Source organism: Pseudomonas sp. CFBP13509 (assembly GCF_005233485.1).
Classification (GTDB): Bacteria; Pseudomonadota; Gammaproteobacteria; order Pseudomonadales; family Pseudomonadaceae; genus Aquipseudomonas; species Aquipseudomonas marginalis.
The window spans coordinates 104,284-117,747 of record NZ_QGAA01000015.1; the positions used below are offsets into that span (position 1 = coordinate 104,284).

Sequence of the window (13,464 nt, forward strand, 5' to 3'; positions counted from 1 at the left end):
GCGCAAAAGGGTTCAAATAGCTGCAGGTTCAGCCCGCGCAAGCGTCGATTTTTTGCATCTCGCCTCGACTTAATTACCGCCCCTTTCACCCACGCCGCACAGGCTGCAGGGGTGTTCCGAATGGGGGGCGGCGGTTTGCCATATAACTTATTGATCTAAAACTCCGCGTATAGCCTCGGGTCAGTCCCTAGGTACCCGCCATTTTGGTGCGGGTCTTTCTATCCCTCCCCAACGGAAAAACCGGTAAGGAACCTATGTGCGGATTAGCTGGCGAGTTACGTTTCGATCACCAACCTGCGGACCTCGCAGCGGTGGAGCGAATTACCCATCACTTGGCACCCCGCGGCCCTGACGCGTGGGGCTTCCATGCCCAAGGGCCGATTGCCCTGGGCCATCGACGCCTGAAAATCATGGACCTGTCGGACGGCTCCGCCCAACCGATGGTCGACGCCCAACTGGGCCTGTCCCTGGCATTCAACGGCGCGATCTACAACTTCCCGGAATTGCGCCAGGAGCTTGAAGCCCTGGGTTACGCCTTCTATTCCGGCGGCGACACCGAAGTGCTGCTCAAGGGTTACCACGCCTGGGGCGAAGCACTGCTGCCCAAGCTCAACGGCATGTTTGCCTTTGCCGTCTGGGAGCGCGATGCCCAGCGCCTGTTCATCGCCCGTGACCGTCTCGGCGTGAAGCCGTTGTACCTGTCGCGCACCGGTCAGCGCCTGCGCTTTGCCTCGGCCCTGCCGGCGCTGCTCAAGGGCGGTGATATCAACCCGATCCTCGATCCGGTGGCGCTCAATCACTACTTGAATTTCCATGCCGTCGTGCCCGCTCCGCGCACGCTGCTGGCGGGCATTGAAAAACTGCCGCCGGCCTCCTGGATGCGCATCGATGCCGAAGGCAACACCGAGCAGAAAACCTGGTGGACGCTGCCCTACGGCCCCCATGAAGATGAAAAAAACCTGAGCCTGGAAGACTGGACCGACCGCGTGTTGGACAGCACCCGCGAAGCCGTGGCCATTCGTCAACGGGCTGCCGTGGATGTCGGTGTGCTGCTTTCCGGCGGCGTCGACTCGAGCATGCTCGTCGGCCTGCTGCGTGAAGTCGGCGTGCAGGACCTGTCGACTTTCTCCATCGGCTTTGAAGACGCCGGCGGCGAGCGTGGCGACGAGTTCCAGTATTCGGACCTGATCGCCAAGCACTACGGCACCCGTCACCACCAACTGCGCATTGCCGAAAGCGAGATCATCGAACAACTGCCGGCGGCGTTCCGCGCCATGAGCGAACCGATGGTCAGCCATGACTGCATCGCCTTCTACCTGCTGTCGCGGGAAGTGGCCAAGCATTGCAAGGTGGTGCAGAGCGGCCAGGGCGCCGATGAGCTGTTCGCCGGTTACCACTGGTACCCGCAGGTGGATGGCGCCAGCGACCCGTATGCCGCCTACCGCGAGGCGTTCTTCGACCGCAGCTACGATGACTACGCCGCCACCGTCGCACCGAAATGGCTGACCGCCAACGACGCCGCCGGCGACTTCGTGCGCGAGCATTTTGCGATGCCCGGCGCGGACGCCGCCGTGGACAAGGCCCTGCGCCTGGACAGCACGGTGATGCTGGTGGATGACCCGGTCAAACGCGTCGACAACATGACCATGGCCTGGGGCCTGGAAGCGCGCACGCCGTTCCTCGACTACCGCCTGGTGGAACTGTCGGCGCGCGTGCCGGGCAAATTCAAATTGCCCGACGGTGGCAAGCAAGTGTTGAAAGAGGCCGCGCGCCGGGTGATTCCGAGCGAAGTCATCGACCGCAAGAAAGGCTACTTCCCGGTGCCGGGCCTCAAGCATTTGCAGGGCGACACCCTGAATTGGGTGCGCGAACTGCTGCTGGACCCAAGCCAGGATCGCGGCCTGTTCAACCCGGCCATGCTCGACCGCCTGCTCACCGACCCGCAAGGTCAATTGACCCCGTTGCGCGGCTCGAAGCTGTGGCAACTGGCCGCGTTGAACCTGTGGCTCAGCGAACAAGGAATCTGATTGATGAAACCCCATGCAGCGGCTTACAGCCAACGCTTGTTAAAGGGCCAGGCGCCGACCTACGAGCGCCTGCAAGCGCGCCTGGCCGAAGATGGTAGCCCGCTGGCCGCCGAGCCGATTGCGGTGCATTGCGGCTGGGGCCGGCTATTGATCGGCCATACCTTCCCGGACCCGGCCAGCCTGGCCCAGGAGCTGCTCAACGAACAGCCCGGCGAGCGCGATATCGCGCTGTATGTGGCCGCGCCCCAGCAGATCCTCGGGATTGATCCGCAGCAGTTGTTCCTCGACCCATCCGACACCCTGCGCCTGTGGTTCAGCGACTATCGCCCGTCCACCCGCGTGTTTCGCGGTTTCCGCATTCGCCGGGTGCAGAGCGAGGCCGATTGGCTGGCGGTCAACCAGTTGTATCAAGGCCGCGGCATGCTGCCGGTCGACGCCGAACGCCTGACACCGCGCCATGAAGGCGGCCCGGTGTACTGGCTGGCCGAGGACGAAGACAGTGGCGCGGTGATCGGCAGCGTGATGGGCCTCAATCACCAGAAAGCCTTCCACGACCCGGAAAACGGTTGCAGCCTGTGGTGCCTGGCGGTCGACCCGCTGTGCACACGCCCCGGCGTGGGCGAAGTGTTGGTACGCCACTTGGTGGAGCACTTTATGAGCCGTGGCCTGAGCTATCTCGACCTGTCGGTGCTGCACGATAATCGCCAGGCCAAGAACCTCTACGCCAAGCTCGGCTTCCGTGCGCTGACCACCTTTGCGATCAAGCGCAAGAACGGTATCAACCAACCGCTGTTCCTCGGCCCCGGCCCGCAGGCGGGGTTCAACCCGTATGCGCGGATCATTGTCGAAGAGGCCCATCGACGCGGCATCGATGTGCAGGTGGATGACGCCGATGCCGGTTTGTTCACCCTCAGCCATGGTGGCCGCCGCGTGCGCTGCCGCGAGTCGCTGAGCGACCTGACCAGCGCGATCAGCATGACCCTGTGCCAGGACAAGAGCCTCACCCACAAGGTGTTGAAAGCGGCGGGCTTGAAACTGCCTGCGCAACAACTGGCGGGCAGCGCCGATGACAATCTGGAGTTCCTCGACGAACACCAGCGCGTCGTGGTCAAGCCGCTCGATGGCGAGCAAGGCCAGGGCGTGGCGGTGGATCTGCAGAGCATCGAAGAGGTGCAGCAGGCGATCGAAGCGGCGCGGCAGTTCGACAGCCGCGTATTGCTCGAAAGCTTTCACGAAGGCCTGGACCTGCGCATCCTGGTGATCGGTTTCGAGGTGGTCGCCGCCGCGATCCGCCGCCCCGCCGAAGTGACCGGTGACGGCCAGCATTCCATCGGCGCGCTGATCGAAGCCCAGAGCCGACGCCGTCAGGCGGCCACCGATGGCGAAAGCAAAATCCCGGTCGATGCCGAAACCGAGCGCACCCTGGCCGCCGCTGGCTACGACTACAGCAGCATCCTGCCCCGTGGCAAGACGCTCGCCGTGCGCCGTACCGCCAACCTGCACACCGGCGGTTGCCTGGAAGACGTCACGGCGATCCTCCACCCCACGCTGGTGGACGCCGCCGTGCGCGCCGCACGCGCCCTGGATATCCCCATGGTCGGCCTGGACCTGATGGTGGCCGCTGCCGATCAGCCCGAGTACGTGTTTATCGAAGCCAACGAACGGGCCGGCCTGGCCAACCATGAACCGCAGCCGACGGCGGAGAAGTTTGTGGACCTGCTATTCCCCCACAGTGGATAGCCTCAAGTTACAAGCTGCAAGCCTCAAGCCTAGAGCAATGCCGGCAAGCCTCAGATACCGCTTTTAACTTGAAGCTTGCAGCTCAAAGCTTGCAACTAAAGGAAACCTTTATGACCCGAACCATCCCCGAACCGGATCTCAACTACCTGCAAAAAGTCCTGCTGGAAATGCTCGCCATTCCCAGCCCCACCGGGTTTACCGACACCATCGTGCGCTACGTCGCCGAGCGCCTGGAAGAGCTGGGCATCCCGTTTGAAATGACCCGGCGCGGGACCATTCGCGCCACCCTCAAGGGCCAGAAAAACAGCCCCGACCGCGCGGTGTCCGCGCACCTGGACACCATTGGCGCCGCCGTGCGTGCGATCAAGGACAATGGCCGCCTGACCCTCGCCCCGGTTGGCTGCTGGTCAAGCCGCTTTGCCGAAGGCAGCCGCGTCAGTCTGTTTACCGACAACGGGGTGATCCGTGGCAGCGTGTTGCCGTTGATGGCTTCCGGGCACGCGTTCAACACCGCCGTGGATGAAATGCCGGTGAGCTGGGACCATGTAGAATTGCGCCTGGATGCCTACTGCGCCACCCGCGCCGATTGCGACTCCCTGGGGATCGGCATCGGTGACTATGTGGCGTTCGACCCGTTGCCCGAGTTCACCGAAAGCGGGCATATCAGTGCCCGCCACCTGGACGACAAAGCCGGCGTCGCCGCACTGTTGGCCGCACTCAAGGCCATCGTCGACAGCGGCGAACCGCTGCTGATCGACTGCCACCCGCTGTTCACCATCACCGAGGAAACCGGCAGCGGCGCTGCGGCGGCCCTGCCCTGGGATGTGAGTGAATTTGTCGGTATCGATATCGCCCCGGTCGCTCCCGGCCAGCACTCCAGCGAGCACGCGGTCAGTGTGGCCATGCAGGATTCCGGCGGGCCGTATGACTATCACCTCTCCCGCCACCTGCTGCGCCTGGCTTCGGATAACGACTTGCCCGTGCGCCGCGACCTGTTCCGCTATTACTTCAGCGATGCCCACTCGGCGGTGACGGCCGGCCACGACATCCGCACGGCGCTGCTGGCGTTCGGTTGCGATGCGACCCATGGTTATGAGCGCACCCATATCGACAGCCTGGCAGCACTGAGCCGGCTGTTGGGCGCGTATATCCTCAGCCCGCCGGTGTTCGCCAGTGACGCACAACCGGCCCAGGGCTCACTGGATCGGTTCAGCCATCAGATCGAGCACGAAACGCAGATGGAGAGCGACACGCGTGTGCCATCGGTGGACAGCCTGGTCGGCCAGAAGTCCTGACGCTGGCAACTGCGGTCCCGGCGCAGTAGGATCGCCGGGATCCATCATCTGAGGCTTGTATGCTGATTCCCTACGACGCACTTGAAGTCGACACCCTGACCCGCCTTATCGAAGACTTCGTGACCCGCGACGGCACCGACAATGGTGACGACACGCCCCTGGAAACCCGCGTGCTGCGGGTGCGCCAGGCGCTGACCAAGGGCCAGGCGCTGATTGTGTTCGACCCGGACAGCGAGCAGTGCCAGTTGATGCTCAAGCACGATGTGCCCAAGCATCTGTTCGACTGACTCAGGGGTTGGTGGCGGGCTGGGATTGCGGGGTTTGACGCTTGAGGATCTTTTGGTACACCTCGGCGCGATGGACATGCACCCCGACGGGCGCAACAACACCAAATTTCACCTGATTACCGTTCAGCTCGAGAATGCGCACGGTGATGTCATCACCGATGGCGATGATTTCGCCTACGGCGCGGCTTAAGACCAGCATGGCGGTTGTCCTTATTGAATGACAGGACCCCGACCATGCGCGCTGGGTGTGGGCGCAGCAATGCCTCGCGGCAAAATCAGGCAATGCCTACCCATGCAGGTAAATTGCCTGACAGACTACTGCCTGATCAGCCCTTAACAGCCTGTGCCTTGGCGCGCATCCTGTCGGCCATGGTGGTCATTTCGTCATAGAGCAACTGCGGGTTCTTCTGCTTCAGGGCCCAGGCCATCCGCCCCTGCTCATGGGGCAGGATCATGAATTCGCCCTGCGCCACACGCTGGTAGATGTAGTCGGCAATGTCCGCCGCCGAGATCGGCGAACTCTCCAACAGCTTGCCTACCTGCGCCTTCATCGCCGGTGTGGGCCCACGGAACGAGTCCAACAGGTTGGTCTGGAAGAACGACGGGCACACCACATGCACGCCGACTTCCTGCTGCTTGAGTTCCACCAGCAAACTCTCCGACAGCGCCACCACACCGGCCTTGGCCACGTTGTAGTTGCTCATGGCCGGCCCCTGCATCAGGGCCGCCATCGAGGCGATGTTGATGATGCGGCCCTTGCTCTTTTCCAGCAGCGGCAGGAACGCCTTGCAGCCCTTGACCACGCCCATCAGGTTGATTGCGATCTGCCAGTCCCAGTCCTCCAGCGATAGCTCGGCAAAGAAGCCGCCCGAGGCTACGCCGGCGTTGTTGACGATCACATCGATGCCGCCCAGCTTCACTTCGCAGGCCTGGGCAAACGCCGTGAGCTGGCTGTAGTCGCGCACGTCGCAGCGCTGGATAAAGCCATCGCCACCGGCTTCACGCACTCCCTTCAGGGTGTCCTGCAAGCCTGGCTCGCTGACGTCCGACAAGGCCAACTGCCAACCCTCACGGGCCCAGCGCAGAGCGATTTCACGACCCAGGCCGGACCCGGCGCCAGTGATCATCATGCGATTTTGCATAGGAAGTAGCCTTGTGGTTCACAGAAGAAGTGATCGGCAGTGTAGCGAAGGTTTTTCCTGCACCCACGCACCATCAGAGTGATGAATGCCCCAGGCAAACCGTGGGCCGGGTCGGATGCCTGCCGTCCGCCTAAGTTCAATGTTTTTCAACTAATAAGTGCTGGATGAGCGCAAATTAAAAGAAATAAACGAGTGATCGAAATGCTTTAAAAAAACATGGAATTTTCTGCGAAGCACCAGAGTCGGAGTAGTTAAGGCGTCTGTAATTAACTCTGCAGGCCTATCGTTAAACAACCGGTCTTTGCAGAAAGACAATAAGGAAAAAACCATGAGCCTCATTCTGATCATTATCTTGATCCTCCTGCTGGTCGGCGGCCTGCCGGTATTCCCGCACTCGCGTAATTGGGGTTATGGCCCGTCGGGTATCCTCGGTGTAGTGCTGGTGGTGCTGCTGGTCCTGTTGTTGCTGGGCCGGATATAACCGCCCCGCGATAATAACGAAGCAAAAAAAAGAGGCCTTGAAAAAGGCCTCTTTTTTATTGCCGGTTAATTAGTCCGGCTTACCGTTTACAACACCTGCGGTGTTATCCAGCAAACTCTTGGTCGCGGTTTGCAGGAACGCTTCGAGTTTCTGCTTGAGTGCAGCCTCGTCCGGCGATTCGGCAATCACCTTACCGCTCGGGTTGGCGCCCAGTTCGTATTGCCACAGCTTCGGTGGCATTTCCTTGGGCAGTACCAGAATGCGGTCTGCGGTGACCAAGGCCACGGTCTGGTCGCTGCCCGATGGCTTGATCACGCCAAAGCCCTTGTCGCCTTCCGGCAGGTTCAGCAGGTCGCGGCCCCAGCATTGGTGCAGGGTGTCGCCACCCAGGCGGCCCATGATGGTCGGCACGATGTCGATCTGGGTGCCCACGGTGTGGTCACGCTCGCCGAACTTCTCCTGCACGCCCGGTGCAATCATCAGCATCGGTACGTTGAAGCGACCCAGGTCCATCTCGGTGATCTGCTGTTCGTTGCCGAAGCCATGGTCGCCCACGATCACGAACAGGGTTTCCTTGAAGTACGGCTCCTTGCGGGCCTTTTCAAAGAACTGGCCCAGGGCCCAGTCGGAGTAACGCATGGCCGTCAAATGCTCGTTGAGACTGCCACGGTCAGTGACTTTCTCCACCGGCAACGGCGTCGGCAATGCGTACGGCGTGTGGTTGGACAGGGTTTGCAGGAGTGCGTAGAACGGCTTGCCGCCTTCACGGGCCTTCAACTCTTCCAGGCCACGGTTGAACATGTCCTGGTCGGACACGCCCCACGTCGGGTCGGAGAACACCGGGTCGACGAAGTCGTTGCGGCCGATGAAGTTGGTCATGCCCTGGTTGCTGAAGAAGCCCGACTGGTTGTCCCAGGCGAAGTCGCCGTTATAGACATACACGTCGTTGAAATCACGGGCGCTGAGCAACTGCGGCAGGCCCGACAGCTTGTGGCTGCCTTCCGGGGTCTGCATCAGGTATTCAAAGCCTGGCAGGTTCGGGAAGCAGGCCATGGTGGCGAACATACCCTGGTGGGTATGGGTGCCGTTGGAGAAGAAACGGTCGAACAGCAGGCCTTCCTTGGAGAGTTTGTCGAAGTACGGCGTGATATTGCCGGGACGCCCCAAGGCGCCTACCGAGTGACCGGCGAAGCTTTCCATCAGGATCACGACCACGTTCTTGATCGGCAGGGTCTTCTCGGCCGGCGGCGTGTAGTCGCGGCGCACGGCGGCGATGTCGGTATCGACCAGTTTTTCCTGTGGCAGCACCAGCATGTCACGCACGGTCTGGGTGGCCAGCGGCTGGTCCAGGGTCGCCTTCCAGACATTGGAGCGGTCTTCACCGAACCGGGCCTTGGCCGCCGCGATCAGCGACAAGGTGCCATTGAGGCCCAACTGGTTGGCGAAGTTCGAATCGGTGGTGTACACATCGCCCCAACGCAGCGGCGGGCCCTGGCGCAGGGTGCCACGGGCGGCAACCACGGCGATCAGCAGGCATACCACGAACACCGCGATGCGGCTGTACCACGGCGCCACCTGGCGCGTGCCGATGCTGCCACCACTGAACGGACCACGTGGGCGCGTGGCGCGGTCGGCACCTTTGAACGCGATGCTCAGGATCAGCGTGCCCACGGCCCAGGCCAGCAGGTAGCGCACCACCGGGAAACCGTACCAGAGCATGCTCATCACGGTTTTCGGGTCTTCCTTCACATACTGGAAGACCAGGCCGTTGAGGCGCTGGTGGAACTCGCGGTAGAAGTCCATCTCCATCAAGCCCAGGAACAGGGCGATGCTGGACGCAAGGGTCAGCCAGAAGCGGAAGAACCCACGCGCGGCCATGGCCCGTACGCTGAACAGTGCCAGCAGCAGCGGGATCAGCAGGTAGACCACCAGGCGGATGTCAAAACGCAGGCCGTTGGCGAACGCTTCAAGGAAGGTCGAGGCCGGCGTGTCGAGGATCATCTCGCGGTTGTAGACCAGCAGCGCCAGGCGCAGCAGGGAGAGCATCACCATCATGACCAGTGCGCAGAGCAGCGTGTACGCCAGATGGGATTTGACGGTCGGTTGCAGCAGGCGATTAGAAGCTCGCTGCTGACTCAGGGCGTCCGGGTTTGCCATGTCGTTTCAGGACCCATTGGAAGTTTAGTGACGAAGTAGTGCAGTGGCGCGAATGGTGCCCGATCAACGGCATCAAGGCTATTAATTACTGAACGAGCACCGCTGCGCCGCCTTTAAAAGCACCTCAGGCAGGGCCTTGGCAGGGAAAGATAGAGCCGGCGGATTGTCTTGGATAAGATGTGAAAATTGTGTGCAGCGAATATTTCGATACACAAAATGCAGCGAAGAAACGAGCAAGTACCGTAGCAGCTGCCGAGCCTTGGCGAGGCTGCGTGTGCGGTGTGTCTGATACACCGCTGACGCAGCCTCGCCAAGGCTCGGCAGCTGCTACAAGGAGGGAGCGAGGGTCAGATCCGCACGTTGCCGCGCGGCCCGGCGATAGCCCAGATGATCAGGCCCAGTACCGGCAGCAGCAGGATCAACAGGATCCACAACACCTTGGCCCCGGTGCTTGCGCCGCTTTTGAACACATTGATGATCGCCCAGATATCCAGCGCCAGGATGATCAGCCCGATCAGACCGTTGAAAGTGGAACCCATGGTGTCGCTCCTAAGTGAGGGCATGCCCTTGTAGGATAGCCAGCCCTGGCCGGGGTTCCGTTTTATTTCAGACGTGCACGGCAACCTTCAGCGCTTCCAGGGACGGCTCGGCCTGGATGCCGACTTCGGCGCACAACGCCAGCACGCGCGGCAGGTCATTGCCGAACACCAGCACCGCCTGGATCTCGTCGTCCAGCAACTGGCTGAAGTTGAGCAGCACATAACCGCCGTCTTCCGGGCTCAGGGCGCTCATCTGGATCTGGATACGGTTCAGGGCGGTGAGGCCGTCAGTCTTGGCCAATTGCTTGGGCTTGAGGTTGAACGACACACCCGGGCCGAACGACGCGACGATCTGCGCAAACAGGTCGCCATAGGTATCGGCCTGGAACAGCACGGTATCCGGCAGGCTGCCGACCACCACCCACTCCCCCAGCGGGATCGGAAAGCTGTCGTCGTAGTTGATATCCGGGTTGGCGGCCAGGAAGGCCGCCGGGTCGGCGTAGGCCTGGGCGGCCTCTTCGGCGATGCGCGCCACCTCATCCTCGCCCATGACCCCGGCGCTGATTTTGCTGATAAGTTCGACGAGGGCGGTTTTCATGGGGTGATCCTGTAGCGGGCTGGTTTTTGAGGGCGCACAGCCTACACCAGTTTCTCCAGCTGCGCCGCCGTGTCCTTCGCCCCCATGGTCTGCGCCGCCGCCAGCGCAGTCGCGCCCTGGGCATCGGTGGCCTTGGGGTTGGCGCCTTGGCTGAGCAGGTAGTCGACCATGTCGACGCGGTTGAACATGGCGGCCATCATCAACGCAGTACGACCGTCGGACGAGGCGGCCTCGATCGGCGTGCCCCCTTCAATCAGCGCCTTGACCACCGGCAAGTGGCCCTTGAACGCCGCGCCGGCGATGGGCAGCTGGTTCTTGTCATTGGCGATCAGCGGGTCGGCCTTGAACTCCAGCAGCACTTTTACCGCTTCGGCATGGCCGTGGTAGGCAGACAGCATCAGCAAGGTATCGCCATTGTGATTGCGAAAGTTGGCCGGCAAGCCTTTGGCCAGGAGCGCGGCGAGCATGGCGGCGTCGCCTTTGCGGGCGACGTCGAAGACCTGCTCGGCAAATTCGGCGGCTTCGTCTTCAGTCATTTGTTTGGCGTGGTCTGACATGTGGGGGCTCCTTGTCTGGTGCTTTATAGGCCGCCAGTGTCGCGAGGGAGTTCCCCACTGTCATGCCCTTTTTACCAAAAGCGGCCATAGACAGAATCAATAGCGGAACTGACCACCCTGGATCTGCGCCAACAGTTGCCCGGTGACCGGCACATAGCAGTCCGACCCCGGCAACCAGGCATACACCGGGTCATTGCCGGCCTTGTCCGGATCAAAGGCCTCTTCCTTGAGCTTGACCTTCTGGTACTTAAAGGTACCGGTGGTTTCCATCTTGACCTTGATCCGCAGGAAGAGCGGCACTGCATAGTGCGGCAACTGGCCGTGGGCGAATTGCAGCAACTCGCGCATGTCCAGCGAGGCCAGGGACTCACTCGGGGTGATGGCGACCATGCCCGCACGGCCATTGGTGTTTTCGATCTCGACGCCATAAGCCACCACTTCGGCGATCTGCGGGTGTTGCAGCAGGACGTTCTCGACCTCGGTGGTGGACACGTTTTCACCTTTCCAGCGATAGGTATCCCCCAGGCGATCCACAAATTGCGCATGGCCAAAGCCGATGCTGCGCAACAAATCGCCGGTATTGAAGTAGCGATCACCTTTTTCAAACACGTCGGTGAGTACCACCCGGCGATTCTTTTCCGGGTCGGTGTAGCCGTCGAAGGGCGATTTTTCATCGATCCTGGCCAGTAACAGGCCCTGCCCGCCCGTGGGGACTTTACGCATAAAACCGTCGCTGCCACGCAGCGGCTCGCCGTTGTCATGGGCGTAGTCCACCAGCGCCCAGTGCTGGAGACAGAAACCGATGGTGTTGTCGAAATTCAGCACGTTGGTAAAACCGATATTGCCGTCACTGGCCGCGTACAGCTCGCAGATATGCTCCACGCCATAGCGTGCCTTGAACTGCGCCCACACGCCGGGGCGCAAGCCATTGCCAACCATCTTGGTCACGCGGTTATCAAGGTCGTTTTCACCGGGTGGCTGGTCGAGCAGGTAACGACACAACTCACCGACGTAGCCGAGGGTGGTCGCCTTGAATCGACGCGCATCGTCCCAGAACTGGCTGGCGCTGAACTTGCGGCGAATGGCGAAGCCCGATGCCCCGACAATCGCCGAGCCCCAACACACGCAAAGGCCGGTGGCGTGGTACAGCGGCAAAGTGCAATACAGGACGTCGTCAGGGCCCATGTCCAGCGCGATGCTGCCGAAGCTGACGGCAGTTTTGGTCCAGCGGCCATGTTTCATGATGCCGGCCTTGGGCAGGCCGGTGGTGCCGGAGGTGTAGATATAGAAGCAAGGGTCGTTAAAGAAGATCTGCGCAGTGCTGGCAGGGTTGTCCACCGGGCACTCGGCGCTCGCAGCCACCAGGTCGATATAACCCTGCGGTACCAGGCTGGACGGTTGATCGGCGACGAACCAGGTTCGATCAGCCGCGATGGCCACCTGATCGCGCACCGCGTCATAGGGGGCCACCAGTTCCGCGCCGACAATAATGGCTGCCGGGCTCACCAGGGTCAGGCTGTGCACCAGCGTCGCCTGGGTTTGCGCGGTATTGAGCATCGCGCAGATGCCACCCAGCTTGGCCACGGCCAGCACGTTCAAGAGTAATTCGGGGCGGTTTTCGATAAACAGCGCCACCACGTCACCCTTGCCGATGCCCTGGGCTTGCAGGTGATGGGCAATACAGTTGGCACGCTGGTTGGCGTCGGTGTAGCTGAGCACACGGTCGCCGTACAGCAACGCGTTGCCGTCGGGGTTGCGCAGGGTGGCTTGCTCAAAGTGCCAGCCCAGCCCGCAAGGCTGCGCGGGGTCGGTGACATTGGCGGCACGCATGCCCCGCACTACGCGCGGCAAGGCACGGACGATGGCCGGCACCTTACTCAGCAGCTTGCCCCAGGTGATCATGTCGTTGTGCGGGTGACTCATGGAGGAACGTCCTTTTTCTTATTCTTCGTCTGATCCAAAAGCACCGATACCTCCGTAAGCGGAAGGCCGAATGCATTGCAGGAAAATACGTCAGCCGTTCTTCGGCTGTACACGCGGGATTTGAAAAGTTTTGTATCCCAACCGGCATGCCCTCAAAAAAGGGAATTTAGCTGCGCAGAAACAGTCTTTACGAGTATCGACGCGCCCATCCCACCCTATCGAGTAGCGCAAAATGCAGGATGCATGATGGCCATTCATGCAAATTGCACGAAATCGAAAATCCAAGATATTTTCAATCTATTGATTTATAACGATATTTTTATAAATCATGAGCTGGCACAATCACTGCACCTATCACTCCATGCTTGCCAACTTGAGCCAACGGAGCTGATAGACATGAGCCTGATCCAAGATAAATTCGCTTCAGTATTCTCCAACTACGATGTCACCACCCAGCCACGTCCCGACGGCGGCATTCTGTTGACCCTGCGCAACAGTGACGGCAAGCAGGTCAAGCGTTCGATCTCTTACCAGCAGTTGCACACCGCCGATCAATTGACCTGGGTGATCAGCGCGATTCGTCGCGACTTGGCCGAACAAGCCAGTGAATTGCCGCAAATTTCCATGCTGCAAAGCCAGAACCGCTTTGCCCTGCCGACCTACCACTCGGCGTAAATACCGCAGTCATGAAAAGGCCGCGACGCTATTGAGCGTCGCG

13 protein-coding genes are annotated in these 13,464 nt (G+C 61.1%); 6 read left to right on the forward strand and 7 right to left on the reverse strand.

The genetic code is table 11. From position 1 onward, the window contains the following. The first annotated feature begins 254 nt into the window (after nt 1–254). The 4 genes from PspCFBP13509_RS23075 to PspCFBP13509_RS23090 all read left to right on the forward strand — a co-directional run bounded on the left by PspCFBP13509_RS23075 (nt 255) and on the right by PspCFBP13509_RS23090 (nt 5,349). The gene (locus PspCFBP13509_RS23075) at nt 255–2,027 is read left to right on the forward strand and encodes an N-acetylglutaminylglutamine amidotransferase (protein WP_065926629.1); all 1,773 of its coding nucleotides are present in this window, start codon (nt 255–257) and stop codon (nt 2,025–2,027) included. A gap of 3 nt (nt 2,028–2,030) precedes the next feature. Then, nucleotides 2,031–3,767 (forward strand): N-acetylglutaminylglutamine synthetase, encoded by a 1,737-nt coding sequence (ngg, locus tag PspCFBP13509_RS23080; protein ID WP_137212752.1) that lies wholly within the window; start codon nt 2,031–2,033, stop codon nt 3,765–3,767. A 110-nt stretch (nt 3,768–3,877) separates the two neighbouring features. After that, nucleotides 3,878–5,062 carry an osmoprotectant NAGGN system M42 family peptidase gene (locus PspCFBP13509_RS23085; RefSeq protein ID WP_065926627.1) on the forward strand — a complete coding sequence of 395 codons (1,185 nt, stop codon included), beginning with the start codon at nt 3,878–3,880 and terminating at the stop codon, nt 5,060–5,062. A 59-nt stretch (nt 5,063–5,121) separates the two neighbouring features. Next, complete coding sequence (locus tag PspCFBP13509_RS23090; RefSeq protein ID WP_003236706.1) at nt 5,122–5,349, forward strand: YheU family protein; 228 nt, start codon at nt 5,122–5,124, stop codon at nt 5,347–5,349. 1 nt (nt 5,350) lies between these two features. Here PspCFBP13509_RS23090 and csrA read toward each other — a convergent pair whose 3' ends face one another. After that, nucleotides 5,351–5,548 carry a carbon storage regulator CsrA gene (gene csrA / locus PspCFBP13509_RS23095; RefSeq protein ID WP_065926626.1) on the reverse strand — a complete coding sequence of 66 codons (198 nt, stop codon included), beginning with the start codon at nt 5,546–5,548 and terminating at the stop codon, nt 5,351–5,353. A 127-nt stretch (nt 5,549–5,675) separates the two neighbouring features. Continuing rightward, nucleotides 5,676–6,491: an SDR family oxidoreductase gene (locus PspCFBP13509_RS23100; protein WP_065926625.1), complete on the reverse strand. Its 816-nt coding sequence runs from the start codon at nt 6,489–6,491 to the stop codon at nt 5,676–5,678. Nucleotides 6,492–6,819: 328 nt separating this feature from the next. On the opposite strand from PspCFBP13509_RS23100, the gene PspCFBP13509_RS23105 reads away from it, so the two are divergent. Further along, nucleotides 6,820–6,972, forward strand: a complete 153-nt coding sequence (locus PspCFBP13509_RS23105) for a DUF3309 family protein (RefSeq protein ID WP_015885095.1) — start codon at nt 6,820–6,822, stop codon at nt 6,970–6,972. 69 nt (nt 6,973–7,041) lie between these two features. Here PspCFBP13509_RS23105 and PspCFBP13509_RS23110 read toward each other — a convergent pair whose 3' ends face one another. The 5 genes from PspCFBP13509_RS23110 to PspCFBP13509_RS23130 form a co-directional block, all read right to left on the reverse strand. Then, entirely contained in the window at nt 7,042–9,129 is a 2,088-nt protein-coding gene (locus PspCFBP13509_RS23110) for an LTA synthase family protein (RefSeq protein WP_065926624.1), read from the reverse strand. Between the two features lie 347 nt (nt 9,130–9,476). Then, the gene (locus tag PspCFBP13509_RS23115) at nt 9,477–9,668 is read right to left on the reverse strand and encodes a PLDc N-terminal domain-containing protein (RefSeq protein WP_003172956.1); all 192 of its coding nucleotides are present in this window, start codon (nt 9,666–9,668) and stop codon (nt 9,477–9,479) included. A gap of 67 nt (nt 9,669–9,735) precedes the next feature. Next, on the reverse strand, nt 9,736–10,266 hold the full coding sequence (locus PspCFBP13509_RS23120) for a hypothetical protein (protein WP_137212753.1): 531 nt from the start codon (nt 10,264–10,266) through the stop codon (nt 9,736–9,738). Between the two features lie 41 nt (nt 10,267–10,307). Continuing rightward, the gene (locus PspCFBP13509_RS23125; RefSeq protein WP_027603945.1) at nt 10,308–10,823 is read right to left on the reverse strand and encodes an ankyrin repeat domain-containing protein; all 516 of its coding nucleotides are present in this window, start codon (nt 10,821–10,823) and stop codon (nt 10,308–10,310) included. A 96-nt stretch (nt 10,824–10,919) separates the two neighbouring features. Continuing rightward, a complete protein-coding gene (locus PspCFBP13509_RS23130) occupies nt 10,920–12,746 on the reverse strand; it encodes a long-chain-acyl-CoA synthetase (protein ID WP_137212754.1) in 1,827 nt (608 codons plus the stop codon). 396 nt (nt 12,747–13,142) lie between these two features. Between PspCFBP13509_RS23130 and PspCFBP13509_RS23135 the strand changes: the two genes are divergently transcribed. Next, nucleotides 13,143–13,421, forward strand: a complete 279-nt coding sequence (locus PspCFBP13509_RS23135) for a DUF3509 domain-containing protein (protein ID WP_027603943.1) — start codon at nt 13,143–13,145, stop codon at nt 13,419–13,421. Nucleotides 13,422–13,464 lie beyond the last annotated feature (43 nt).